Source organism: Kitasatospora sp. NPDC090091 (assembly GCF_044747365.1).
Classification (GTDB): domain Bacteria; phylum Actinomycetota; class Actinomycetes; order Streptomycetales; family Streptomycetaceae; genus Kitasatospora.
In genome coordinates this window covers 551,488-576,298 of sequence record NZ_JBIVDY010000001.1, presented here as the reverse complement: position 1 = coordinate 576,298, position 24,811 = coordinate 551,488, and the positions used below count along the sequence as shown (strand labels likewise).

Genomic DNA, 24,811 nt, shown 5'->3' with positions numbered 1-24,811 from the left:
GGTCGGGCGCGGCGGGGAGCCTCTTGAGGGCCGCGCCCGACCGGGTTCCACGTGTTCCGCCCGGGGGCCCCGGACGTCGGTCCGCAGCCGCTTGACGTCAAGTTCGCTGTAAGTTTCAGCGTGTCGGGGTGTGACCGAGACTTCACCCGCAGCAGCCCCGTCCACCCGTACGAAGCCCGGCGTCCGCCGTTCCGGGGCGCGCCCGCCGGAGCCCGCCGGCGGCCGGCGCGAACCGTTCTCGCGCCGGTACGCCGCCGCGGTGTCGATTCTCGCCGGCGGCGTCGCGCTGTACGCGATGAACCTCTACTTCACGGCGGCCCTGCTGCCCTCGATCGTGGCCGACATCGGCGGCGCCCCGTACTACGCCTGGGTCGCCACCGGGTTCCTGATGGCCGCGGTGATCGCCTCGATGCCGGTCAGCCGGCTGCTCGCCCGGCTGGGTGCCTCGCGGGCCTACCTGGCCGGGTTCACGGTGTTCGCCCTCGGCGCCGCCTGCACCGCGGCCGCCACCTCGATGGCGGCGCTGCCGGTCGTGCGGGTCGTCCATGGCCTCGGCGCCGGCCTGGTCGCCGGGCTCGGCTACGCCGTGATCCGCGGCGCGCTGCCGGAGCGGCTCTGGACCCGGGCGGCCGGCCTGGTCTCCGCGATGTGGGGCGTCGGCACCCTGGTCGGACCGGCGCGGCCTTCCCGCACCTGAGCGTGGCCGCGATGCGCAGCGGCCGGGACGAGGCGGAGGGCGGCACCACTTCGGAGAGCACGACGGCCGTCCCGGCCCGCGTTGCGGCGGGGGCCGGGACGGCCAGTTCGGGGGGCGGCCTCAGGAGGCCGGGCCGACGCGGACGGTGGTGATCCGTCCGCCCTGGGTCTCGCGGACCACCTCGATCTTCGTGTTGGTGTCCGGCACCTTCACGCCGAGCTGCGGGGTGGCCGGGTCGCTGTAGACGCCGGTGCGGTCGTTGAAGGCCGGGACGGCCGGCTCGCTGCCGATCCGGACCGGGACACCGCCCTTGTGCAGGGTGAAGGCCGTGGTGGGCTTCAGCGAGAAGACCGCGTCGAAGGTCTGCGCGCGGCCGTTGACCAGCGAGCCGTCGGCGAACCGGATCGGCGCCGGGTGCGCGTCGATCGGCAGGATCAGGCCGCCGCCCGGGTGGTCCTTGGTGTTGTTGTCGCCGTAGCCGGTGTCCCAGAGCCAGACCAGCACGCCCTCCTGGTACGGGTAGTTGTCGACGATGTCCTTCTTGCCGTCGACGCCGGTGTAGCCGAAGTTGTACGGGCCGGTCTTCAGGAAGGCGCCGTAGCCGGCGTACCGGCGGTTCTCCACCAGGTAGGCGCGCGGATGCTGCTTGACCGCGTTGCGGCCGGTGACGACCGTGAAGCCGGTCGCGGTCCAGCCGTTGGCGCCGTCCTCGGCGCCGTCGGTGAACAGCTCGGTGCCGCCGGCGGCGATCCGGACGGCGTCGACCAGGACGCCCCGGCCGTGGGTGTTGCCGTCCGAGGTGACGTGGAAGCGCACCCGGACCTGCTGCCCGGCGTAGCCGTCCAGCGGGATCGACAGCTGCCGGTAGGCGCCCGAAGTGCCGCTCAGGCCGGGCACGTTGGCGGTGGTGTTGCCGATCGGCGCGCCGTCGACGGTGCCGGGGAGCGCCTTCCAGGTCCTGCCCTCGTCGGTGGAGGCCTCGACGGTCAGGAAGTCGTAGTCCTGCTCGATGTCGTACCAGGCGGCGGCGGTCAGCGTGACCGGGCCGGTGACCGTGCGCAGGTCGACCGTGCGGGCCAGGGAGTTGTCCAGGTTGTCGCCGGTGTCGCTCCACCAGTGCCGGCCGCCCTGGTAGGGGTCGGCGAGCTCGGTGGTGGTGGTGCCGTCGGGCAGGTGCACCAGCACGGCCTGGGCCTGGTCGGTGTTGTAGCCGCTGACGCCGAGGGCGTGGCTGGAGCGGGTGGCGGCCTGCGCCTCGTCGTAGTTGAGCCAGCCGAACTGCAGCTTGCTCCAGGCGTCGAGGTCGCCGGGGTAGCCGCCGGTGGTGTTCTTGCCCTTGCCCAGGTACGAACCGGAGGACATCAGCGACCAGAAGTTGACGCTGTTGTCGCCGCCGGTGGTGCTGTAGAGGTCGGGCAGGCCGAGGTTGTGGCCGAACTCGTGGGCGAACAGGCCGACTCCGCTGTTCTCGCCGGCCTGCACGTAGTCGTAGACGTACAGGCCGGTGTCGCCGACCGGTGCGCCGCCGATCCGGTTGCCCTCCGGGCCGGTCGCGCCGGTCGGGTCCGGGAAGGTCCAACTGCGGTGCGCCCACAGCGCGTCGGCGCCCTGGGCGCCGCCGCCCCAGGTCTCGTCGACGCCGGCGTGCACCACGACCACGTTGTCGAGGTAGCCGTCGGGCCGGTCGAACTCGCCGTCCTTGTCGTGGTCGTAGCGGTCGTAGACGTCGTACTGGGCCAGCTCGGCCTTGACGTCGGCGGCCGTGCGGCCCTTGGCGATCTCGCCGTCGTACCAGGCCTTGACGGCGTCCCGGACGAACTCCTGGGCCTGCGTCCAGGCGCCGGAGCCCTGCGGGCCCTTGTTGCTGCCGTACCGCGCCTCGTTGTACGGCACGGTGACCCAGTCGCTGACGGTGCCGTCGAGGTCGTACCGCCCGGAGGACTGGGTGCGGTAGTAGTTGCGCAGCGAGATCGTGCCGGGGGTGTCGTCGAAGAACATCTGCTGGTAGTAGCCGCGGTCGAAGTCGGCGCTCCACAGCGTGTGGTTGTCGCTCTTGCCGGGCTTGGGGATGGTGTCGTGCCGCGGGCCGGGCGTACCGCCGTAGCGGGGCTGGCCGTTGTACAGCGTGGTGTTGTCCACCTCGTCGCCGAACTGGGCGAGGATGACGAAGACCTTGTCCTTGCGCTGCTGCGCGAGCTGGACGTAGTCGTTGCCGATCTTCACCTTGCCGGGCGCCCGCTTGTCGGCGGTCTTGGCCACGGCGCCCTTGTTGAGCTGTTCGAGGGCCTTGGTGCGGAGCGACTGGCGCTCGCGCTCCTGGGGGGCGAGCGGGCCGGGCGGGGCTTCGGCGCCGCCCTCCTCGGCCGCCTGGGCGGCGATGCTCGACACGGTGACGGGGGAGGGGGGAGCGGCCTGGGCGGGGGTGCCGAGGAGGGTGGCCGCTATCGCGCTCGTGGTGAGCGCGGCCGCGAGTGCCGCGGACAGTCTGCGCAACTGACCGGTCCTTTCCGGACGGTGGGTGATGGTGCGGAGGGACGACCGACGGGTCGGGGGGAGCGCAGGTAATATTTCACATGTCATGGTTCACGCGGAAGGGTCGTGCAGCGGGGGCTGTGGCAGGCCGTCACGGGCCCGGCCGGAAGCCGTCCGGCAGGCCTTCCTGCGCCTTCCCGGCCGGCCTTCCGGTCTCCCGGGCAGCCGAAAGGGCGCCGCACGGTCCGTGCGGCGCCCTCGGGTTGGCGGTCGGTCAGCCCGCGGTGTACTCGACCGCGACGCTGACCAGGGCCACGGCGCCGAACACCAGCGCCAGGGTGGAGCGGCCCGCGGCGTTCAGGGCCAGTGCGCCGACCGCGAAGACCGCCAGCTTGAGCGCGATCTCCGCGGCCAGCGGCAGCCGGACGGTCGGCCCGCCCGCGGCCAGGAACAGCCCCCAGGTGGTGGCCGCCGCGGCCGGCGCGCCGATGCCGAGCAGCACCCGGGTGAGCGGCCCGGAACCGGCCTTGAAGCCCCAGTAGCAGAGCGCGGCCAGCAACCCCAGCTCCAGGGCGAAGGCGACCCCGCCGTTCACGGCGGTCAGCGGTGTCCAGTGGCGCCGGGCGACCGGTCCCGGTCTGGCGATCTTCATCCTCGCGTCCTCCCCGTCGGGTCGCCGCCCGGGCGGGCGGCGATCACGGCGGGAGTGTCGCAGCAGGCGGCCGCGAACTCAACGGTTCAGCCCAGGGCGCCCCGGAGGAAGGCGAGTTCGGCCGTGGCGACCTGCTCCTGGACGCCCCCCGGCGTCATGTGGGTGACGCCGGGCAGTGGCAGGACGCTGTGCGGCCGGCCGGCCCGGGTGAGCGCCTGGGAGAGCAGCAGGGTGTGCGAGGGGTGCACGTTGTCGTCGGCCAGGCCGTGGACCAGCAGCAGCGGGCGGGTCAGTCCGGGCGCGTCGTCCACCAGGCAGTCCGCCGCGTAGCCCTCCGGGTTCTCCTGGGGCAGGCCGAGGTAGCGCTCGGTGTACGCGGTGTCGTAGTGGCGGAAGTCGGTGGGCGGCGCGCCGGCGCAGGCGGCGTGGAAGACGTCCGGGCGGCGCAGCACGGCCAGGGCGGCGAAGTAGCCGCCGTACGACCAGCCGCGGACGCCGACCCGGCCGAGGTCGAGGTCGGGGTGGGCCGCGGCGAGCGCGTGCAGCGCGGCCACCTGGTCGTCCAGCGCGACCTGGGAGAACCGCCGGAAGATCGCCCGGGTGAACTCGGGGGAGACGAACGGGGTGCCCCGGTTGTCGGTGGTGACCACGGCGAAGCCCTGGTCGGCCCACCACTGGCGGAGCTGCCAGCGGCGCGGCTCGGCGGCGACCGCCTGGTAGCCGGGCCCGCCGTAGACGTCCAGCAGCACCGGCAGGCGCCGGCCGGCCACGTGGTCGCGCGGGTACACCACGGCGGTGGGCAGGGCGAGTTCGGTGACCCGGGCGAACTGCGGCCGGACCGTGAACGGCAGTTGGGCCGCGAGGTCGGTCAACTCGGCCTCGCCGTGCGGGCCGGTGATCCGGCGGCGGACGCCGTCGGGGCCGGCGGAGGTGAGCAGCAGCGTCCCGCCGGCGGCGAGCGCGCTGTGGAAGCCGGGCCCGGGGCTCAGCCGCTCGGGCGGGCCGCCGTCCGGGTCGACCAGGTGGACGTGCTGGTCGACCGGGTCGCCCTCGCCGGTCTCGCAGAGCAGCCGGCCGTCCAGCCGCCCCACGACCCGGCGGATCTGCAGGCCGGCGGTGTCCAGCGGCTTCCCGTCGAGGGCCAGGCCGCGCGCGTCCGGGGTGTCGTGGACGGTGAGCAGCCGGCCGTCCGCCAGCCGGGCGGGCGTGCCGGGCAGGTCGTCCACCCAGAAGTCGTCGGTGGTGCGGGAGAGTTCGGCGGTCGCGCCGGTGGCCGGGTCGGCCGAGAGCAGCAGGATGCGCTGCTGCAGCCGGTCGGCGACGGTGAGCAGCAGCTCGTCCGGGCCGGACCACTCGGCGGCGCAGACGTAGGGGAACTCGGCTTCGTCCCAGCGCAGTCGGACCTTGCCGCCGTCCAGGCCGAGCACCCAGAGCTGGACGTCGGCGTTGGGCCCGCCGGCCAGCGGGTAGGCGAAGGACTCGGGCTCCTCGCCGGGGCGGGCGGGGTCGGCGAAGTGCCGCAGGGGCAGTGCGGATTCGTCCACCCGGGCGGCCAGCAGTGCGCCGCCGTCCGGCCGCCACCAGTGCCCGCGGGAGCGGCCCAGCTCCTCGGCGGCGGCGAACTCGGCCACGCCCCAGCGGGCGCCGTCGGCGGGGCTGAGCGGCGTCCGGTCGGGAGTGACGTACAGGGCGTCGTCGGCGACGTAGGCGACCCGGTCGCCGGCCGGGGCCGGGCGGGGGTCGAAGGCGGGCCCGGCGACGGGGAGTTCGGTGCAGCTGCCGGTGGCGGTGTCGGCGCGGAAGAGCCGGCCGTCGAGGGCGAACACGGCGACCGCGAGGTCGCCGGTGGCCGCGAAGGAGCCGATGCCGGCGGCGGTGAGCCGGATCCGCTCGCGCAGCCGGCGCTCGACGGCGGGCAGCGCCGCCGGGTCGCCGGTGCGGCCGGGGGCGAGCGCCGCCGGGTCGGCGACCAGACGCTCCTCGCCGGTGGCCGTGTCGACCAGGAGGAGGCGGTCGACCGGGTCCTCCGCGCCGGTGGAGCGGAGCAGCAGCAGCCGGGTACCGTCCTCGCCGAGGGTGATCGCGCGCGGGGCTCCGAAGCCGAAGCGGCCCGTACGGGCGCTGAGGGACAGGAAGGGGTCGGTGATGGTCACGGCCCGATGTTCCCGGTGAGACCATGACCGGACCAGTAGTGGGACATGTGAAATGTCACACATCACCTTGAGGATTGACCCCCGGAGGCAGCAGTGACCGAAGCCGCGTACCCCGCCGTCGAACCGGCGGTGAGCACCACCGTCGAACTGCCCGCGCGCCCCGCCGTCGAATCGTCGGCGGACATCACCGTCGAACCGCCGGCGCCGCTGCCCGGGACGGAGGAACTGTTCACGCTGGACCGGGAGTCGGTCCACCTCAACCACGGCTCCTACGGCGCAGTGCCGCTGCCCGTCCAGCGGGTCCAGGAGCGGCTCCGGGCCGAGCAGGAGCGCGACCCGGACGGCTTCTTCGCCGACCTGCCGGCCCGGGTCGGCGCCGCCCGGACGGCGCTCGCGGCCGAGCTGGGCACCGACCCGGCCCTGCTCGCCCTGGTCGCCAACGTCACCGAGGCGGTCGCGGTCGCCCTGGACAGCGTCCCGCTCGCCCCCGGTGACCGGATCCTGGTGACCGACCACGGCTACGGCGCAGTCACCGAGGCCGTGCGCCGCCGCGCCGCGGAGGCCGGCGCCGAGGTGGACACCGTCCGCCTGCCGCTCGACCTGCCGGACGAGGACGCCGTCGCCGCGGCCGTCCTGGCCGCGGTCGGCGGCCGCACGGTGCTCGCCGTGCTCGACCAGATCACCTCGCCCACCGCCCGCCGGATCGCCGGCCCGGCCTTGCTCGCGGCGTTGCGCGAGCGGGGCGTGACCACCGTGGTGGACGGAGCCCATGCCCCGGGCATGCTGGCCGGTCCGGTCGAGCCGGCCGCCGACTTCTGGTTCGGCAATCTGCACAAGTGGGCCTTCGCCCCGCGCGCCACCGGTGTGCTCGCCGTCCGCCCGGAGTGGGCCGCGCGGGTCCGCCCGCTGGCGCTCTCCTGGGAGCACCACCGCGGCTACCCGGCCTGCGTCGAGTGGCGCGGCACCTGCGACTACACGCCGTGGCTGGCGGCCCCGGCGGGCTTCGAGGTGCTGCGGTCGTTCGGCGCCGACCGGGTGCGGCAGCACAACGAGCGGCTCGCCGGCCACGGGCAGGCGCTGCTCGCCGAGCGGCTCGGCCTGGAGCCGCTGCCGGCGACGCCGGGCGTCTCGATGCGCGCCCTGCGGCTGCCCCGGGGGTGGGGCGAGGAGGAGGCGGCGGCCCCGGCCCTGATGGCGGAGCTGTGGCGCCGGCACGCCGTCCGGACGGTGGTGCGGCCCTGGCCCGGGGGTGGGGTGCTGCGGGTCAGCGCGCAGCTCTACAACCGGCCGCGGGACTACGAGCGGCTTGCGGCGGGGCTCGCGGAGCTGCTCAAGGAGCGCTGACGGCGCGCCGCACGCTCCGCCGACCGGGCGGGCCGGGTGCGTGTCGCCGCGGTGGTGGCGGGCCGGGTGCCCCAGAGTGGTCCCGCCGCCGCCGCGGCGTCCGTCGGCGCGAGGCGGTCCGTCGTGGCGCCGCACGTCCCTCGTGGCGGGCACGTCCACAGCCGTACCTCGCTCGTCGCGCACCTCGTTCCGTTGCAGCACCCTGTCCGTCGCAGCGCCCTGTCCGCCGCAGCACCCCACGGAGGCCCCGTGCGTTCCCTTCCCGCCCGGCGGTGGTGCGTGCCGCTGGCCGCGCTCCTCACCGTGCTGTTCGTCGCCGGCCCCGTGTCGGGCCGCCCGAACGCCGGGGCGCGGGCCGGCACGGAGCTCGCCGCCGACCTGGACCGGCTGCTCACCGACCGGCGGTTGGCCGGCGCCCAGGTGTCGGTGGAGGTCACCGACGCCGCCACCGGCGAGGTGGTCTACCAGCACGCGAGCGATGCGCTGCTGCTGCCGGCTTCCACCCTCAAGACCGTGACGGCCGCCGCCGCCCTCGAACTGCTCGGCCCGGACCACCGCTTCGCCACCGAGGTGCTGGCCGACGGCCGCCGCCGCGGCGGCGTCCTGGACGGCGACCTGGTGCTGCGCGGCGGCGGGGACCCGAGCCTGCTGCCGGCCGACCTCGACGAGCTGGCCGGCCAGGTCGCCGCGGCCGGCGTCACCGAGGTCAACGGTGCCGTCCGGGCCGACGCCAGCCGCTGGGACGACGTCCGGCTCGGCCCGAACTGGGCCTGGGACGACCAGCCGTACTACTACAGCCCGCAGATCTCGGCGCTGACCCTCACCACCGACACCGACTACGACCCCGGCACCGTCCGGCTGACCGTCACACCGGCCGCCGAGCCGGGCCGCCCGGCGGCCGTCCGGCTCACGCCCGCCGACGCCCCGGTCCGGCTGACCGGCCGGATCGACACCGGGCCGGGCGGCGGTGCACCGGCCCTGGACGTCACCCGCCGGCTCGGCGGCAACGAGATCGTGCTGGCCGGCAGTCTCCCGGCGGGCGCCGCTGCCACCGACGAGTGGGTCACCGTCGACGACCCGGCCGCGGTGGCCGCCGCGGTGTTCGCGGCAGCCCTGCAGCGGCACGGTGTGACGGTGGCCCGGGGCGTGGCGGCCGGCCCGGCCGCGGCGGGCGCCGCCACCCTGGCCCGGCACGAGTCGGCGCCGGTCGGCGAGCTGCTGGTGCCCTTCCTCAAACTGAGCAACAACGGCATCGCCGAGCACCTGGTGAAGGAGATCGGCCTCGTCCGGGTCGGCTCCGGCAGCTGGTCCGCCGGTCTCGCCGAGGTCGTCGCGTTCCTCTCGCGGAGCGGCCTGGACGTGACCGCCGCCCGGCAGAGCGACGGCTCGGGGCTGTCCCGGCACAACCTGATGACCGCCCGGCGGTACGCGGCCCTGCTGGGATTCGCCCGCGGCCGCCCGTGGTTCCGGACCTGGTACGACGCCCTGCCGGTGGCGGGCGACCCGCGCCGGATGGTGGGCGGGACGCTCACCCGTCGCATGGTCGGCACCGCCGCCGAGGGCCGGGTGCACGCGAAGACCGGCTCGATGACCGGGGTCGACGCCCTGACCGGGTACGTCGAGGGCGACGGGCGGACCCTCGCCTTCACCGTGCTGTTCAACAACTTCGCCGGTGACAGCCCGCGCCCGGTGATCGACGCGCTCGTCGTCCGGCTGGCCGGCGGCCCCGCGGCGGCTCCGCCGCCCCCGCCGCCCTCGTCGCCCCTGCCGCCCTCCCGCCCGGCCGTCCGGACGGCCGGGAAGGCGGCCCTGGACTGGACCTGATCGGCGACCGACCCGATCGGCGACCGGCCGGGTCGGAGACCGACCGGATCGGAGACCGGGCCCGATCGGCCCGCCCGCCGGTACCCGGCGAGTACCGGGGCCACCGCCGGGGTCGGCGGCGTGACGGCTGCTGTGTGACGGCGGCCGTCACGGCTGGTCGGCGCCGGCGCGCAGCTCGGCGAGCAGGGTGTTCCGGTCGTCGATCAGCTCGGTGAGGATCCGCCGGGCGGCCCGGAGCAGGTCGGCGACCTCGCCGCCGGCGAGTGCGTACACCACCGTGCTGCCCTCCCGGGTGGCGGTGACGATGCCGGACCGGCGCAGGACGGCGAGCTGCTGGGAGAGACTGGACGGCTCGATCTCCAGCTCGGCCAGCAGCTCGCGGACCGGCGTCGGTCCGGCCTGTAACAGCTCCAGCACGCGGATTCGGATCGGGTGGCCGAGCATCCGGAAGAACTCGGCCTTGGCCTGGTACAGCGCGACCCCCACGGCGCCGCTCCCTTCCCTGGTGCCCGGTCCGTTCAGATCTCCAGCGAGACCTCGATCCGCTTCAGCTGGTGCCGGGCCATCGCCAGGTTGGAGCGGGTGCGGTTGAGCGCGAGGAAGAGGAAGAGCCCGCGGCCGTTCGGCATGGTGAGCGGCCGGAGCAGGTGGTACTGGCTGGTCAGGCTGACCAGGATGTCCTCGATGTCGTTGTCGTGGAGGTTGAGCAGCTCCATCGCCCGCATCTTGGCCCGGACCACGTCCGTGTTGCCGGCCGCGGCGACGTTGAGGTCCAGCTCCCCGCCGTCGCCGAGCGAGCCGAGCGCCATGCCGCTGCCGTAGTCGACCAGCGCGACGCCGATCGCGCCGTCGATCGCCATGGCCTCCTTGAGCGCGGTCTCCAGGTTCGCCATCGTCTTCTCCTCCTGTCGTGGCTGCCGCAGGCACGCGGGCTGCCGTGAGTGGTGGCTTCGACACCGAATGTAGGGAGGAGGTACGGCGATCCACCAAGCTTGACCGGAGTTGATCAAATCTGGCCGTTTCGCGACTGGTTGAAGATATTTGCAACTATGGATATGAGAGAGAACCGATCCGTTGGCGCGGAAAACGGTGCTATCGATGTCGGTCCTCCCGGGTAACCTCTCGCTGAGATGCGAGATCACACCAACCACACCCGGACGGCGATGAACACCCCTCTGCCCGAGCACCCCGAGGAGCGGGAGCTCAACCCCGCCGAGGCGTACGCGGCTTTCCGCCGCCGGGCCAAGGAGCAGGCCACCGCCCTCTACGGCTTCCAGCAGCTCTACGACTTCCCGCTGGACGAGTTCCAGATCGAGGCCTGCCAGGCGCTGGAGGCGGGCGAGGGCGTGCTGGTCGCCGCCCCGACCGGCTCCGGCAAGACGATCGTCGGCGAGTTCGCCGTCCACCTGGCCCTCCAGTCCGGGCGGAAGTGCTTCTACACCACGCCGATCAAGGCGCTCTCCAACCAGAAGTACGGCGACCTGGTCAAGCGCTACGGCGCCGCCAAGGTCGGCCTGCTGACCGGCGACAACACGGTCAACGGCGACGCGCCCGTGGTGGTGATGACCACCGAGGTGCTGCGCAACATGCTCTACGCGGGCTCCAGCACCCTGAACGGCCTCGGCTACGTGGTCATGGACGAGGTGCACTACCTCGCCGACCGCTTCCGCGGCGCCGTCTGGGAGGAGGTCATCATCCACCTCCCCGAGTCCGTCACCCTGGTGTCGCTCTCCGCCACCGTCTCCAACGCCGAGGAGTTCGGCGACTGGCTGGACACCGTGCGCGGCGGCACCAAGGTGATCGTCTCCGAGCACCGGCCGGTGCCGCTCTGGCAGCACGTGATGGCCGGCAACCGGATGTACGACCTGTTCGCCAACCCCGACCGCGACGGCCGCCCCAAGGACGCCCCGCGCAACCCGGCCAAGCTGGTCAACCCCGAGCTGGTCCGGCTGGCCCGCTCCGAGCTGGACCGCAACCCGCGCGACAGGTTCGGCCGCGGCCGCGGCCGCTCCATGCCCAACGGCCGCCCCGGCCGGGTCTGGACGCCGGGCCGGGTCGACGTCATCGACCGCCTGGACGCCGAGGGCCTGCTGCCCGCGATCACCTTCATCTTCAGCCGGGCCGGCTGCGAGGCCGCCGTCCAGCAGTGCCTCTCCTCCGGCCTGCGGCTCAACAAGGAGGAGGACCGCGCCAAGGTCCGCGCGATCGTCGAGGAGCGCTGCGCCGACATCCCCGACGAGGACCTGCACGTCCTCGGCTACTTCGAGTGGCTGGACGGGCTGGAGCGCGGCATCGCCGCGCACCACGCCGGCATGCTGCCGCGGTTCAAGGAGGTCGTCGAGGAGCTCTTCGTGAAGGGGCTGGTCAAGGCCGTCTTCGCGACCGAGACCCTCGCCCTCGGCATCAACATGCCCGCCCGCTCGGTGGTCATGGAGAAGCTGGTCAAGTGGAACGGCGAGACCCACGCCGACATCACCCCCGGCGAGTACACCCAGCTCACCGGCCGGGCCGGGCGGCGCGGCATCGACGTCGAGGGCCACGCCGTGGTGCTCTGGCAGCGCGGCCTCGACCCGGAGGCGCTGGCCGGCCTGGCCGGCACCCGCACCTACCCGCTGCGGTCCTCGTTCCGGCCCTCGTACAACATGGCCGTCAACCTGGTCTCGCAGTTCGGCCGGCACCGCTCCCGCGAGCTGCTGGAGACGTCCTTCGCGCAGTTCCAGGCCGACCGCTCGGTGGTCGGCATCTCCCGCCAGGTCCAGCGCAATGAGGAGGGGCTGGAGGGCTACCGCGCGTCGATGACCTGCCACCTTGGCGACTTCGACGAGTACATGGAGCTGCGGCGCCGGCTCAAGGACCGCGAGAACGAGCTCGCCCGCGAGGGCAGCAGCCAGCGCCGGGCCGCCGCCGTCGAGTCCATCGAGCAGCTCAAGCCGGGCGACGTCATCCACGTCCCCACCGGCAAGTTCGCCGGCCTCGCCCTCGTCCTCGACCCGGGCCTGCCGCCGGTCAGCCGCAACGGCCGGGCCGGCACCCGCCACCCGGACTACCAGGACGGGCCGCGTCCGGTGGTGCTCACCGCCGAGCGGCAGGTCAAGCGGCTCGCCATGATCGACTTCCCGCACCCGGTCGCCGCCATCGAGCGGGTGCGCATCCCGAAGTCCTTCAACCCGCGCAGCCCGCAGTCCCGGCGCGACCTCGCCTCGGCCCTGCGCACCAAGGCCGGACACCTGGAGCCCGAGCGGTTCCGGCGCGGCCGCGCGGCCGCCGCCGACGACCCGGAGATCACCCGGCTCCGCGCCGAGCTGCGCCAGCACCCGTGCCACGGCTGCGACGAGCGCGAGGACCACGCCCGCTGGGCCGAGCGCTACCACCGGCTGCACCGCGACACCGAGCTGCTGGAACGCCGGATGCGCTCCCGCACCCACACCATCGCCCGCACCTTCGACCGCGTCTGCGCCCTGCTCACCGACCTCGGCTACCTGCGCGGTGACACTGTCACCGACGACGGCAAGCGCCTCGGCCGCCTCTACGGTGAGCTCGACCTGCTCGCCTCGGAGTGCATCCGCGAGGGCGTCTGGAACGGCCTGGCCGCGGCCGAACTGGCCGCCTGCGCCTCGGCGCTGGTCTACGAGGCCCGGCAGTCCGACGACGCGGCCGCCCCCCGGGTGCCCGAGGGCAAGGCCAAGGAGGCGCTCGGCCAGATGGTCCGGATCTGGGGCCACCTCGACGCCCTGGAGGAGCAGCACCGGATCAACACCGCCGAGGGCGTCGGCCAGCGCGAGCCCGACCTCGGCTTCGCCTGGGTCGCCTACCGCTGGGCCCTCGGCCACAGCCTGGACCAGGTGCTGCGCGACGCCGACATGCCGGCCGGCGACTTCGTCCGCTGGACCAAGCAGCTGATCGACGTCCTCGGCCAGATCCAGGACGCGGCCGGCGAGGACGCCGAACTGCGCAAGACCGCCCGCAAGGCGATCGACGGCATGCGCCGCGGCATCATCGCCTACTCCTCCGTGGGCTGATCCCGCCAACGCCGAAGGGCCCGTCCTCCGCGAGGACGGGCCCTTCGGCGTTGGCGGGATCAGTCCCGTGGGGCTACGCGAGGGGAATGCCGTGTTCGAGGTAGGCGGTCTCGGTACGGGCCCGAGCGGCACAAGCAGCGTGGACTCGGCGGGCGAGGCGTGGGACGAGCAGCGCGTCGAGCCGGTCGCGGGGGTGGAAGGCGTGCTCGCTGATCTCGATCTGGTCGGCAGCGATCCGGTCGAGTTGGGCAGACCCGAGGAGTCCTCCGTCGAAGACGAAGAGGACTTTGTCCCCCTCGGTGGGGTGGGGTGCCCAGTCGGCCACCAGCAGGCGGCCGATCGGCGGCGTGATGCCGAGTTCTTCCTCCACCTCCCGGGCTGCTCCCTCGCTCGGGGTCTCGCCCGCATGCAGGTATCCGCCCGGAATCTCCCAGCCGGGCTTGTAGGTCGGCTTCACGAGGAGCACCCGGTCGTCCTCGTCGAAGAACAGCACACCGGCGGCGCTCCGCGGCCGAGCCACGACCTCGTCGAACTGGGAGTCGTTCATGCGACGACTGTAGTCGCCCGTCGCCGTCACCCAACGATCGCGAGTCGGCGCGCGACCCCCGCAAGGAGGTGGCCCGGCCGGCCGCGTTGTTGGCGGACCCAGCCGGTCACCAATTGCCTGGGGATGAAGTGGGAGCGGACCTGCTCCGGGGCCAGCTCCTCAGCATCCAGCACGAGCGCAAGCGCCTCATCCATGCGGTTCTGCGCGTTGTGAGCTCGGGCCAGATCGAGCGAGTGCCGAACGCGGCGCTCGAGCGGCAAAGCCGAGGCGTCCACTCGCGGGCCGTGGTCGGACGCGAGCTGGATATCGCCCAGCTCGATGGCGGCTGAGATTCGGTGGATGGCCACATTGGTGGGGCCGAAGGCCGTCCACATGTGGTTGGCGTCTTGGCCCAAGCGCTGCGCGACCCGGTCCGCTCGGGCAAGGAACTCGCGCGCTGTGCTCCGATCCTCCGCCCTCGCTGCGGCCGTCGAGCCGACGAGGAACAGGGTGCCGTAGACCGACAGATGGGCAGGGTCACCGCCAGCAGCCCAAGCACCTCCAGCACACCGCCGCCAACGTCGCCCAGCGCCTGATCCTCTCCCGAACCCGCGACCACGGCATCGACCTGTCGCCCCTCGGCCTCGATGGCCTCGTTCTCGACCCGCGTGCCGGTCTCCACGCCACCGTCCTTGCCGCAGCCCGAAGGCACCAGGCAGAGGTAGCCGTCATGACCATCACCCAGAACGCCGCCAGCCACATCGCCGCCCACGGCCAGCATTTCCGCGAACACGGCGGCACGCGGCTTCAGTACGCCCTGCACGGCCACCTCCCGTACGACCACACGGCAAGCCTGCAACCGCTTCACGAGGCGTACCGAGCCACCCAGGCGACCGTGGACGGATTCGAGCAGTGGTTCCTCCCACTGCTCGCCCTCAAGACCAAGACTGCGACTCGGCCGGACCAGCTCCCGGCGCTTCTCAAGCACTACATGCGGGCACACCTGACCAGGCCCGGTGCGGCCGACGAAGCCGTCCTCGAAGCCGTACGGCACTCGGTCTCCGTTGGTGACCCGGAATGGGTCACCAACAAGCAGGCGCTGGCCAATGTGATCGCCGCCCGAGTCCGGAGCGCGGTGACCCCGCCTGGGCTCAGGTGGTGGTGAGGGTGTGGAGGAGGCGGTCGAGGGAGGTGCCGAGGCCCCAGCGGGTGGAGAGGTCTTCCAGGAGCATCGGGTCGGCGGGCTCGTCGGGGAGGGTGGGGTCGAAGGCCGGCAGGGGCACGTCGTCGGCGACCCGGACGACCTTCGGGGCCACGTCCAGGTAGGCGGCGCCCTCGACGATGTTGCGGCGGCGGGCCGGGGTGAGCCTCGAACCGATGTCGAGCGCGGCGGCGCGGATGCCGGGCAGGTCGCCGTACTCGTTGATCAGCTGGGCGGCCGTCTTCTCGCCGATGCCCTTCACGCCCGGGAGGCCGTCGCTCGGGTCACCTCGCAGGGCGGCCATGTCGGCGTACTGGGAGCCGCGCACGCCGTACTTCTCCAGCAGCAGTGCGTCGTCGGTGACCTGCAGGTTGCCCATGCCCTTGACCGGGTAGAGCACGGTGACCGCCCGGGCGTCGTCCACCAGCTGGAAGAGGTCGCGGTCCCCGGTGACGATCTGCACCGGGCCGGTCGCCCGGGCGGTGAGGGTGCCGATGACGTCGTCGGCCTCGTAGCCGGGGGAGCCGATCCGGGCGATGCCGAGCGCGTCGAGCACCTGCTCGATCACCGGCACCTGCGGGGCCAGCGTGTCCGGCACCTCCTCCTCGCCGTCGACGGCCGCCTCGGCGACCCGGTGCGTCTTGTAGGTGGGGATGAGGTCGACCCGCCACTGCGGGCGCCAGTCGGCGTCCATGCAGGCGACCAGCTGGTCGGGCCGGTGGTCGTGGACCAGCCGGGCGATGAAGTCGAGCAGGCCCCGGACGGCGTTGACCGGCTCACCCTGCGGGGAGCGCAGGGTGTCCGGCACGCCGAAGTAGGCCCGGAAGTAGAGGCTGGCGGAGTCGAGCAGCATCAGTCGCGGTGCGGTCACCCTCCGATCATGCCGTACCGGACGGACACCTCGCCGGTTGCTCGTGCGGGTCGGTGCTCGTGGAGGTCGGTGCTCGTCCGGTCCGCCGGGTCCGTGCGGTCGGTGTCGGGCGGTCAGTGCTCGTGCGGGCCGGCGCGGTGGACGGGGCCGTGGGAGTCGGCGCAGTGGTCGGGGCCCTTGCCGGCCGGGGCGGCGAACTCCGGGGCGGTGATCTGCAGCAGGGTGCCCGCCGCGTCCTCGCCGACGTGGTCGACCTGCAGGGTGCTGTGGGTGATCCCGTACTGGCCGGCCAGCTTGCGCTGCAGCTCGCGGCGGACGGCGTGGCAGTCGCCGCCCGGGGTCACCAGGATGTGCGCGGAGAGCGCGGGCTGGTTCGAGGTGATCTCCCAGATGTGCAGGTCGTGGATCTCCTCCACCAGCGGCTGGGCGACCAGTCGGTCCGCCACCTCGTCCGGGTCGATGCCGGCCGGCGCCGCCTCCAGGAAGATCCGCCCCGAGTCGCGGACCAGGCCGATGCCGGCCCGCAGCATCAGCACCACCACGATCAGCGAGGCGATCGCATCGGCCTGGGCGAAGCCGGTGAGCAGGATGATCAGGCCGGCCACGGCGGTGGCGATGAACGCGTAGAGGTCGGTCACGACGTGCTGGAACGCGCCCTCGACGTTCAGCGAGCTGCGGTTGGCCTTGGACATGCACCACGCCGCGGCCAGATTGACCACGATCCCGACCAGCGCGGTGACCAGCACCAGCGAACCGGTCACGTCCGGCGGCTCGATCAGCCGGGTGACCGCCTCGTAGGCGAGCCAGGCCGAGAGCACCAGTAGCGTCACCCCGTTGGCCTGGGCGGAGAGGATCTCGGCGCGCTTGAGGCCGTAGGTGTAGCCGCCGCGGGCCGGGCGGGCCGCGAGCCGCATGGCGACCAGCGCCAGCACGATCGAAGCGGCGTCGGTGAGCATGTGCGCGGCGTCGGAGATCAGGGCCAGCGACTGGGCGGCGAAGCCGACCACGACCTCGCCGGCCATGAACACCACGATGAGCGCGAGCGCGCTCAGCAGCCACCGGCGGTCGGCGTCGGCGGCGACGCCGTGGCTGTGCCCGCCGTGCCCGCCATGGCCGCCGTGGCCGTGGCTGTGCCCGCCGTGGCCGTCGCGGCCGCTGCGCCCGTGCTGCTGGTCATGCGCATGATCATCGTGCGAGTGCTCGTGCCCGGCCATCGAAGTCCTCTCCTGGACGCGCGGGGGTCTGGACATGCGGGGATCGCGGAAGGGGCGCAACTGCCCTGCACCCGAAGTGAACCTCAGATCGGACGAAGATCCAAAGGCTGCATTGGAGACCGTTGTCATTGCCGTCGCGACACCCGGCTCCGGTATCGTCGCGCCGCCGTCGAACAGGGGAGCAGCCGTGCTGGAGCAGCGGGTCGGACTGGGGGAGATCGCCCGGGAGTGGGGCCGGATCGGGCTGCTCGGCTTCGGCGGCCCGCCCGCGCACATCCTGCTGCTGCGCCGGCTCTGCGTGGAGCGGCGCAAGTGGATGGAGCCCGGCGAGTTCGAGGACGGCATCGCGGCGACCAACCTGCTGCCCGGCCCTGCCTCCACCCAGCTGGCGATCTTCACCGCCTGGCGGCTGCGCGGCACCGCCGGCGCGCTGGTCGGCGGAGCCTGCTTCATCTCGCCCGGACTGGTGCTGATCCTCGCCCTCTCAGTGCTCTTCCTGGCCGGCGACCCGCCGCTCTGGGTGCTGGGCGCGGCGGCGGGCGCGGGCGCGGCCGTCCCGGCGGTCGCGGTGCAGGCCGCGACCTCACTGGTCCCCGGCAGCTTCGCCCGGGTGGGGCGCGAGCGCGCCGCCCGGGCCCGCTGGGTCGGGTACGCGCTGGCCGGCGCGGTCGCCGCGATCCTCACCGGGCCGTGGCTGGTGCTGGTCCTGGTCGCGGCCGGGCTGGCCGAGGTCGCCGTCCGGGCCCGCGGCCGGCGGGTCGCGCTGCCGGCGGCGGTCGCGCTGCCCGCCCTGCCCGTCCTCGGCGGGCTGGGTGCGGTGGCCTGGGTGGCGTTCAAGGTGGGGGCGCTCTCGTACGGGGGCGGCTTCGTGATCATCCCGTTGATGCAGGACGACGCGGTGCACCGCTACCACTGGATGACGGACGGACAGTTCCTCAACGCCGTCGCCCTCGGCCAGGTCACCCCCGGCCCGGTGGTGCACACCGTCGCCGCAGTCGGCTACGCGGCGGCCGGGCTCGGTGGCGGACTGCTGGCGGCCGCGGTCGCCTTCGCGCCGTCCTTCCTGTTCGTCGTCCTCGGCGCCCGCCACTTCGACCGGCTCCGGGCGGACCGGCGGGTGCAGGACTTCCTCACCGGCGCCGGCCCGGCGGTGGTCGGCGCCATCGCCGGCTCGGCCGTACCGCTGGCCGCCTCGCTGGGGGAGGGCTGGCAGTGGGGCGTGCTGGCCGCCGCCCTGCTCTGGCTGGTCGCGGCCCGCCGGGGCGTCGTGCTCACCCTGCTCGCGGCCGGCGCGGCCGGCGTGATCGCCGCGGCGGCCGGGCTGCCGGTGTCCTGAGACCGGCCGCGACGAGGCCCCGTCCGGCCCGGGCGGCAGAGGGGGCGCCCCGGCCCGCCGGCGGAGGGGCCGCCCCGGTGGCCGCCCCGGTGGACGGCCCGCGGGCCCGGCCCGCGGGCCGGTGCCCCGGATCAGCCCAGGGCCGACTCGACCGCCTCCAGCGGGACGGTGCGGGCCGCCGTCGCCGCGCGGACCAGGGCCTGCATGACCCGCAGGTCGTCGCCCTGCTCCGGGTGCCACTGCACCCCGAGGGTGAAACCGGGCCCCTCCACCGCCTCGACCGTGCCGTCCGGCGCGTGCGCGCTCACCCGCAGGCCCGCGCCGAGCCGGTCCACCGCCTGGTGGTGGAAGGTCGGCACCGTCAGCTCGCTCTCCGGCAGCAGCCCGCCGAGCAGCGTCCCGGGCACCGGCCGCACCAGGTGCCGGCCGTACGTGCCGGGGGTGCCGGCGTGCATGTCCGGGTCGACCACGTCCGGCAGGTGCTGGATGAGCGTGCCGCCGCAGACCACGTTCAGCACCTGCATGCCGCGGCAGATCCCCAGCAGCGGGATGCCGGCCGCCAGCGCCGCCCGGATCAGCGCCGACTCCCAGTGGTCCCGCTCCGGGCAGCTCGCCTCGGTCAGCGGGTGCGGCGGCTGGCCGTAGTACGCCGGGTCGATGTCCGGCCCGCCTGCGATGACCAGTGCGTCCAGCCGGGCCAGCACCTCGGGGGCGCGCTCGGGGGCATCCGGCGGCAGCAGTACCGCGATCCCGCCCGAGTCCCGCACGTAGGCGGTGTACCGCTCGGGCACCAGTGCCACCGGGCGGGCCCGCCAGTCGCTCCAACTCGCGTCCACCTGGTAGGTGCTGACGCCGATGAAAGGCCTGCGATCCATGGCGGGCATTCTCCTCCCGTCCCACCTGATACCCCGTCAATCACGCCTCTCGGCGCGCCACACCCGCCCGCCCTCTTCCGCGCTGTCGGTGGCAGGCCGTACGGTTCGCTGTGACCGCTTGATCTCGCTGCGTGATCGAGGAGGAGGTTCCGCCATGCCCGACGCCACGCCGCCCGGTGCCACGCCGCCCGGTGCCACGCCGCCCGGTGTCGCCGCCGCGCCCGACGACACCGCGTCCGACGACACCGCGGGCGCGCCCCGGCGCGCACCGCTCACCCTGGACGAGCTCCGCACCCTGGTCGACGCCGGCGAGATCCACACCGTCGCACTGGCCTTCACGGACATGCAGGGGCGGCTCCAGGGCAAGCGGTTCGCCGCCCGGTTCTTCCTCGACGAGGTGGCCGAGCACGGCGCCGAGGCCTGCGACTACCTGCTCGCCGTCGATGTCGACCTCAACACCGTGGACGGCTACGCCCTCTCCTCCTGGCAGACCGGGTACGGCGACTTCGCCATGCGCCCCGACCTCGCCACCCTCCGGCTCACCCCCTGGCAGCCCGGTACCGCCCAGGTCACCGCCGATCTGACCCGGCACGGCGGCCACCCGGTGGACGCCGCGCCGCGGCAGCTGCTGCGCCGCCAGATCGAGCGCCTCGCCGAGTACGGCTTCGCCGCCGACATCGGCACCGAGCTGGAGTTCCTGGTCTTCCGCGACACCTACGAGCAGGCCTGGTCGGGCGGCTACCGCGGGCTCACCCCGGCCAACCAGTACAACGTCGACTACTCCATGCTCGGCACCGCCCGGGTCGAGCCGCTGCTCTCCCGGATCCGTCTGGAGATGGCCGGCGCCGGCCTGGTCGTGGAGTCGGCCAAGGGCGAGTGCAACCTCGGCCAGCACGAGATCGCCTTCCGCTACTCCGACGCGCTCACCACCTGTGACCAGCACAGCGTCTACAAGACCGGGGCGAAGGAGATCGCCGCCCAGCAGGGCTGCGCGCTCACCTTCATGGCCAAGTACAACGAGCGCGAGGGCAACAGCTGCCACATCCACCTCTCGCTGCGCGACCTGCGGGACCGCTCGGCCGGCCCCGGCGGCGTCCCCGCCTTCGCCGACCACGGCGGTCGGATGACCGACACCATGCGGCACTTCCTGGCCGGCCAGCTGGTCGCGCTGCGCGAGTTCAGCCTGCTCTACGCGCCGAACATCAACTCCTACAAGCGCTTCCGTCCCGGCTCGTTCGCGCCGACCGCCGTCGCCTGGGGCCGGGACAACCGGACCTGCGCCTACCGCGTGGTCGGCCGCGGCCCCGGGCTGCGGATGGAGAACCGGATGCCCGGCGGCGACGTCAACCCGTACCTCGCCGTGGCCGGCATGATCGCGGCCGGGCTGCACGGCCTCCAGCAGAAGCTGGAGCTGCCCGCGCCCTGTCTCGGCAACGCCTACGCGGCCGACGAGTACGCCAGGGTGCCCGGCTCGCTGCGCGAGGCCGCCGACCTCTGGGCCGGGAGCGAACTGGCGCGGGAGGCCTTCGGCGCCGACGTGGTCGAGCACTACCTGCACACCGCCCGGATCGAGCAGGCCGCGTACGACAGCGCCGTCACCGACTGGGAGCGCTACCGCTCGTTCGAGCGGATGTGAGCCCGGCGCGCGGTCCGCGACCGGGGCCGTCGTCACCCGCCGTCCCACGAAGAGCGAGGAGCAGGAGCCGGCCATGACAGAGAAGCCCCCGGCCCGGGAGAAGCCCCCGGCCCGGGAGAAGCCTTCGGCCCGGGACCACGGCGGACCGGTCTGCCGCCGCCTGGTCGGCCGCACCGCCGTGGTCACCGGCGCGGGCAGCGGCATCGGCCTGGCCGCCGCCCGTCGGCTGGCGTCCGAGGGCGCGAGGGTGGTCTGCGCCGATCTCGACGAGACCACCGGGAAAGCGGCCGCCAAGGACGTCGGCGGACTCTTCGTGCACACCGACGTCACCGACCCGTACATGGTCGAGGCGCTGTTCGATGAGGCCTACGAGACGTACGGCAGCGTGGACGTCGCCTTCAACAACGCCGGCATCTCGCCGCCGGAGGACGACTCCATCCTGACCACCGGACTGGAGGCCTGGAAGCGGGTCCAGGAGATCAACCTGACCTCGGTCTACCTCTGCTGCAAGGCGGCGCTGCCGTACATGCGCCGGCACGGGCGGGGTTCGATCATCAACACCGCCGGCCTCGTGGCCCGGATGGGCGCGGCCACCTCGCAGATCTCCTGCACCGCCTCCAAGGGCGGGGTGCTGGCGATGTCGCGCGAGCTGGGTGTGCAGTTCGCCCGCGAGGGCATCCGGGTCAACGCCCTCTCGCCCGGCCCGGTGGACACCCCGCTGCTGCGGGAGCTGTTGGCCAAGGACCCGGAACGGGCCGCCCGCGGCCTGGTGCACATCCCGCTCGGCCGTTTCGCCCGGCCCGAGGAGATCGCTGCCGCGGTCGCCTTCCTGGCCAGCGACGACTCCTCCTTCATCACGGCGAGCGAATTCCTGGTCGACGGCGGCATCTCGGGGGCGTAGGTGACACCGGTCCAAGAAGGGCACTGACGGGGCGCTCGCGGCTTCTCACCGTAATCTCATGGAGAATGCCGGGAATTGTGGGCTCCACTGATATCGCGTTTATCCGAGTGCCTTTAGATTCACTGGTGTGAGTGAGCAGATTCCCGCCGGGTGGTACCCGGACCCCAAGGACACCAGCGAGCCGAGACCGCAGCGCTGGTGGGACGGCAAGGGCTGGACGGCCAGCACCCGGCCCGCACCCCTGGACGCCCCGCCGCCGGAGCCCCCGGCCGCGCCGGCTCCGGGGCCGGAGGCGACCGACGAGACCCGGGTGCTGGAGGGGGAGGTGCTGGAGAGCGGCCCGACCGTCCGCTACCCCGAGCCGCCCCCGTTCGGCACCGTCTACGGATCGCCCATGCCGCCGGCGCCGAAGCCGCGCCGCCGTCCGTCCCGGCTGGTGGTTGCGGCCACCGTGGCCGCCCTGGCCGGGCTGCTCGTCGGCTCCGGGGTCACCTACCTCGCCATGGACGGCCACGGGGAGAAGCGGGCTTCGCACCGTGCCGCCCCCAAGGCCCCGCCGTACGGCGAGAACGGCCCCTGGGGCGGCCTGCCCGACCTCGGCGGCCCGGACGCCGGCGACGGCAACGGCAAGAACGGCGGCAACGGCGGCAACGGCAATGGGAACGGCGGGAACGGCAACGGCGGCCGGGGCAACGGCAGGAACAGCAGCACCGCGGCCGACCTGGTGAACCGGATCACCCTGCCGGTCCCGGCCGGCTGGAAGGGCGGCACCACACAGGACGGCTTCGCCGGGCTGACCGTGGGCTCCTACGAGTGCGAGGGCGGCGGCGACTGCTCGCTCGGCGGTGCCAACACCGGCCGGATCACCGGCGCCGGCACCGACGTCCAGGCGGCGGCCAAGGCCGACATCGAGAAGGCGGCCAAGGCCTCCTACAACGACATCAACTCCCACGAGGAGCTGAAGTCGGAGGCGGTCAAGGTCGACGGCCGGGACGGCTACCTGGTCCGCTGGAAGGTCGACGCGGCCAAGGGCAACGACGGCTACGTGCAGACCGTGGTCTTCCCCTCCGCCGACGGCAAGGCGCTGATCTCCCTGCACCTGGGCTTCGACATCGCCGACAAGGCGCCCGATGTCGCCGTGATGGACACGATCGTCAAGGGCGTCGCCGACTACAAGGGGAAGCTGCCGCCGATCCCGGGCGCCCCCGACGGCCCGGACGGCGGGACGTCGAACACCTGACGCGCTGCTCCGCTCACGTACGGCGGGCCACCCGGAGGCGCTCCGGGTGGCCCGCCGTACGTGTCGGTCGCGGCCCCGGGGTGTCCGGCGTCCGAGGCGTGCCGGCGCGCGGCGCCCGCCGCCGTACGTGGCGTGTGCCGGGGCCGGACCGAACGGGGGTGTGCTCGGTCCGGCCCCGGCCTCCGGCGGTCAGGAGTCGCGTCGAACAGCCTCGAAGCGACGGCGCCGGAGCACCATGCCGGCCCAGCCCACGCCGATGGCGGCGGCGCCGGCCAGCAGCAGCGGGCCGGTGGGCGAGCCGCCGCCGACGGCGGCGCTGGCGGTCGGCACCACGGCGCCGGCCGGCTCGTTGGCGTTGCCGCCGTGCCCGTGGTGGGCCACGGTCGACTTGGACAGGCCCGCGGTGATCTGCTCCTCGCTCGGCGCGGCCGGTGCCTGTGCGGCGAGCGCGGCGGCGGGCTGGGCGGCGGCGGTCTTCCCGAAGTCGATGTCGGAGCAGCTGTAGAAGGCCTCGGGGCTGTCGCTGCGCTGCCAGATCGTGTAGAGCAGCTGGCGGCCGGTGCGCTGCGGCAGCGTGCCGGCGTAGTTGTAGTAGCCGTCCGTGGCGGTCCGGGTGACCGGCACCTGGGCGACTGGGGCCGGGTCCAGGTCCGACCACTTCAGCGGCTGGGTCGGGTCCCAGCTCTGCTTGGTGATGTAGACGGTCTGGGTGCCGAGGTGCGGTGCGGTGGTGCGGAACTTGAAGTTGAACGCGCCGGAGCTCACCGGGGTGGCCGGCCAGTCGGCGCGGGGGAGGTCGAGCGCCTTGTACTTGTCGCGGTTGGCGGAGCAGAGCTTGCCGTCCGGGATCAGCGCCTGGTGGTGGCCGTCCGCGTTGGCGATGTTGACCTCGTTCCAGTCGTACAGCGGCTGGGTGCCGCTCATCGCCACCAGGTCCTTGCAGATCTGGGACTTGGGGTTCTCCGGCCCCTCGGCGTAGCAGGCCGCGATCCGGCTGACGGGGTTGGTCATGGTGCCGTGGGCGGCGGCGGTGCCGGCGGTGGTGGCCGCCACGGCGAGGACCGCGGCGCCGATCACGCCGACGGACAGGGCACTTCGCTTGATGGACATGGGGTGGGGACTCCTTGGCCGTGTGCCGGGCCGAGAACGTGGGGGACGGGCACGCCTGCCCGGGGGCCGCCGACCCGGCGCGCGGACCCCGGCCAGAGCGTATGATTGGACTAGACCAACTGGCAATAGCCGTTCCCGGCGTACTTTCTGACGGACAGTAGCCGTACGCGCAGCACAAAGGCCCGACGGGAAGCCGGAGTTAGGCTTCCCATCGGGCCCGCTTAAGGTTCTGCTCCCGGACGCGTCCGGTCAGCGCGGCCGCGGCTCCTGCGGGAGCACGCCGTTCACCGTGGAGGTGTGCGCCTGGATCACGATGCCGCTGCCGAACGTGCCGCCGTGGATGTTGTTGGTCAGCACCGTGGTCCGCTGCGGCAGGTGGTGCTTGAACTCGTCCAGGATCTCCTGGAGTTCGGCTGCCGCGGCCGGGTCCTGGCGGACCAGCCGGCGGATCCGGCCGCGCACCTCGGCGGTGCTGTCCTCGACCAGCCCGGCATCGTGGTCGGCGCGCATCACCTCGACCCGGATCTCCTCCAGTTCGGCGGACACCTCCTCGGCGCCCCGGCCCCGCGCGAACAGCGCCGCCAGGCGCGCCCGGACCTGCGTCCAGGCGTCGGTGGCCATCAGCCCGACCACGGTGGTGGCGCCCGACGCCATCACCTGCTGCACGATCTCGCCCTCCACGGCGCCCCCTCAGGGTTGTTGCGAAGCCTCCGCCCACCACGCTAGAGCACCCGGGTGCG

The 24,811-nt window shown here is 73.7% G+C and carries 21 protein-coding genes; 9 read left to right on the top strand and 12 right to left on the bottom strand.

The features are described 5' to 3' along the window. The first annotated feature begins 130 nt into the window (after positions 1–130). The gene (locus tag ACIPSC_RS02580) at positions 131–697 is read left to right on the top strand and encodes an MFS transporter (RefSeq protein WP_400822388.1); all 567 of its coding nucleotides are present in this window, start codon (positions 131–133) and stop codon (positions 695–697) included. Positions 698–817: 120 nt separating this feature from the next. Here the strand turns inward: ACIPSC_RS02580 and ACIPSC_RS02575 are convergent, their stop codons facing one another. The 3 genes from ACIPSC_RS02575 to ACIPSC_RS02565 form a co-directional block, all read right to left on the bottom strand. Next, positions 818–3,190 (bottom strand): immune inhibitor A domain-containing protein, encoded by a 2,373-nt coding sequence (locus tag ACIPSC_RS02575; protein ID WP_400822387.1) that lies wholly within the window; start codon positions 3,188–3,190, stop codon positions 818–820. 253 nt (positions 3,191–3,443) lie between these two features. Next, a complete protein-coding gene (locus ACIPSC_RS02570; RefSeq protein WP_400822386.1) occupies positions 3,444–3,821 on the bottom strand; it encodes a YrdB family protein in 378 nt (125 codons plus the stop codon). A gap of 86 nt (positions 3,822–3,907) precedes the next feature. Continuing rightward, positions 3,908–5,974, bottom strand: a complete 2,067-nt coding sequence (locus ACIPSC_RS02565; RefSeq protein WP_400822385.1) for a prolyl oligopeptidase family serine peptidase — start codon at positions 5,972–5,974, stop codon at positions 3,908–3,910. A gap of 93 nt (positions 5,975–6,067) precedes the next feature. Between ACIPSC_RS02565 and ACIPSC_RS02560 the strand changes: the two genes are divergently transcribed. Next, positions 6,068–7,318, top strand: coding sequence for an aminotransferase class V-fold PLP-dependent enzyme (locus ACIPSC_RS02560; RefSeq protein ID WP_400822384.1), 1,251 nt, complete (start codon positions 6,068–6,070; stop codon positions 7,316–7,318). Between the two features lie 249 nt (positions 7,319–7,567). Beyond that, the gene (gene dacB / locus ACIPSC_RS02555; RefSeq protein ID WP_400822381.1) at positions 7,568–9,142 is read left to right on the top strand and encodes a D-alanyl-D-alanine carboxypeptidase/D-alanyl-D-alanine-endopeptidase; all 1,575 of its coding nucleotides are present in this window, start codon (positions 7,568–7,570) and stop codon (positions 9,140–9,142) included. Between the two features lie 147 nt (positions 9,143–9,289). Here dacB and ACIPSC_RS02550 read toward each other — a convergent pair whose 3' ends face one another. Continuing rightward, positions 9,290–9,628, bottom strand: a complete 339-nt coding sequence (locus ACIPSC_RS02550) for a metalloregulator ArsR/SmtB family transcription factor (protein WP_238739883.1) — start codon at positions 9,626–9,628, stop codon at positions 9,290–9,292. A 32-nt stretch (positions 9,629–9,660) separates the two neighbouring features. Next, the gene (locus ACIPSC_RS02545; protein WP_400822380.1) at positions 9,661–10,035 is read right to left on the bottom strand and encodes a hypothetical protein; all 375 of its coding nucleotides are present in this window, start codon (positions 10,033–10,035) and stop codon (positions 9,661–9,663) included. A 270-nt stretch (positions 10,036–10,305) separates the two neighbouring features. Here ACIPSC_RS02545 and ACIPSC_RS02540 point away from each other — a divergent pair, with 270 nt between their 5' ends. Then, on the top strand, positions 10,306–13,161 hold the full coding sequence (locus ACIPSC_RS02540; RefSeq protein WP_400822499.1) for a DEAD/DEAH box helicase: 2,856 nt from the start codon (positions 10,306–10,308) through the stop codon (positions 13,159–13,161). A gap of 73 nt (positions 13,162–13,234) precedes the next feature. Here ACIPSC_RS02540 and ACIPSC_RS02535 read toward each other — a convergent pair whose 3' ends face one another. Both ACIPSC_RS02535 and ACIPSC_RS02530 read right to left on the bottom strand, forming a co-directional pair. Continuing rightward, positions 13,235–13,708: an NUDIX domain-containing protein gene (locus ACIPSC_RS02535; RefSeq protein WP_400822378.1), complete on the bottom strand. Its 474-nt coding sequence runs from the start codon at positions 13,706–13,708 to the stop codon at positions 13,235–13,237. A 26-nt stretch (positions 13,709–13,734) separates the two neighbouring features. Then, positions 13,735–14,082 (bottom strand): hypothetical protein, encoded by a 348-nt coding sequence (locus tag ACIPSC_RS02530; RefSeq protein ID WP_400822376.1) that lies wholly within the window; start codon positions 14,080–14,082, stop codon positions 13,735–13,737. Between the two features lie 335 nt (positions 14,083–14,417). Here ACIPSC_RS02530 and ACIPSC_RS02525 point away from each other — a divergent pair, with 335 nt between their 5' ends. Then, the gene (locus ACIPSC_RS02525; RefSeq protein WP_400822375.1) at positions 14,418–14,852 is read left to right on the top strand and encodes a hypothetical protein; all 435 of its coding nucleotides are present in this window, start codon (positions 14,418–14,420) and stop codon (positions 14,850–14,852) included. Here ACIPSC_RS02525 and ACIPSC_RS02520 read toward each other — a convergent pair. Both ACIPSC_RS02520 and ACIPSC_RS02515 read right to left on the bottom strand, forming a co-directional pair. Then, positions 14,839–15,741 carry a 5'-3' exonuclease H3TH domain-containing protein gene (locus ACIPSC_RS02520; RefSeq protein WP_400822497.1) on the bottom strand — a complete coding sequence of 301 codons (903 nt, stop codon included), beginning with the start codon at positions 15,739–15,741 and terminating at the stop codon, positions 14,839–14,841. The two genes, ACIPSC_RS02525 and ACIPSC_RS02520, sit on opposite strands and share 14 nt — an antisense overlap. A 131-nt stretch (positions 15,742–15,872) precedes the next feature. Beyond that, on the bottom strand, positions 15,873–16,973 hold the full coding sequence (locus ACIPSC_RS02515) for a cation diffusion facilitator family transporter (RefSeq protein ID WP_400822495.1): 1,101 nt from the start codon (positions 16,971–16,973) through the stop codon (positions 15,873–15,875). Between the two features lie 187 nt (positions 16,974–17,160). On the opposite strand from ACIPSC_RS02515, the gene chrA reads away from it, so the two are divergent. Next, on the top strand, positions 17,161–18,309 hold the full coding sequence (gene chrA, locus ACIPSC_RS02510) for a chromate efflux transporter (protein WP_400822373.1): 1,149 nt from the start codon (positions 17,161–17,163) through the stop codon (positions 18,307–18,309). A 131-nt stretch (positions 18,310–18,440) separates the two neighbouring features. Here chrA and ACIPSC_RS02505 read toward each other — a convergent pair whose 3' ends face one another. Continuing rightward, complete coding sequence (locus tag ACIPSC_RS02505) at positions 18,441–19,184, bottom strand: gamma-glutamyl-gamma-aminobutyrate hydrolase family protein (RefSeq protein WP_400822372.1); 744 nt, start codon at positions 19,182–19,184, stop codon at positions 18,441–18,443. 154 nt (positions 19,185–19,338) lie between these two features. Between ACIPSC_RS02505 and ACIPSC_RS02500 the strand changes: the two genes are divergently transcribed. The 3 genes from ACIPSC_RS02500 (at position 19,339) to ACIPSC_RS02490 (ending at position 22,961) form a co-directional block, all read left to right on the top strand. Continuing rightward, entirely contained in the window at positions 19,339–20,820 is a 1,482-nt protein-coding gene (locus ACIPSC_RS02500) for a glutamine synthetase family protein (protein WP_400822371.1), read from the top strand. Between the two features lie 73 nt (positions 20,821–20,893). Further along, positions 20,894–21,721 carry a 3-oxoacyl-ACP reductase gene (locus tag ACIPSC_RS02495; protein ID WP_400822370.1) on the top strand — a complete coding sequence of 276 codons (828 nt, stop codon included), beginning with the start codon at positions 20,894–20,896 and terminating at the stop codon, positions 21,719–21,721. Positions 21,722–21,848: 127 nt separating this feature from the next. Next, a complete protein-coding gene (locus ACIPSC_RS02490) occupies positions 21,849–22,961 on the top strand; it encodes a DUF2510 domain-containing protein (protein WP_400822369.1) in 1,113 nt (370 codons plus the stop codon). A gap of 189 nt (positions 22,962–23,150) precedes the next feature. Here ACIPSC_RS02490 and ACIPSC_RS02485 read toward each other — a convergent pair whose 3' ends face one another. Beyond that, complete coding sequence (locus ACIPSC_RS02485) at positions 23,151–24,071, bottom strand: lytic polysaccharide monooxygenase (RefSeq protein WP_400822367.1); 921 nt, start codon at positions 24,069–24,071, stop codon at positions 23,151–23,153. 249 nt (positions 24,072–24,320) lie between these two features. After that, positions 24,321–24,752, bottom strand: coding sequence for a hypothetical protein (locus ACIPSC_RS02480; protein ID WP_400822366.1), 432 nt, complete (start codon positions 24,750–24,752; stop codon positions 24,321–24,323). Positions 24,753–24,811 lie beyond the last annotated feature (59 nt).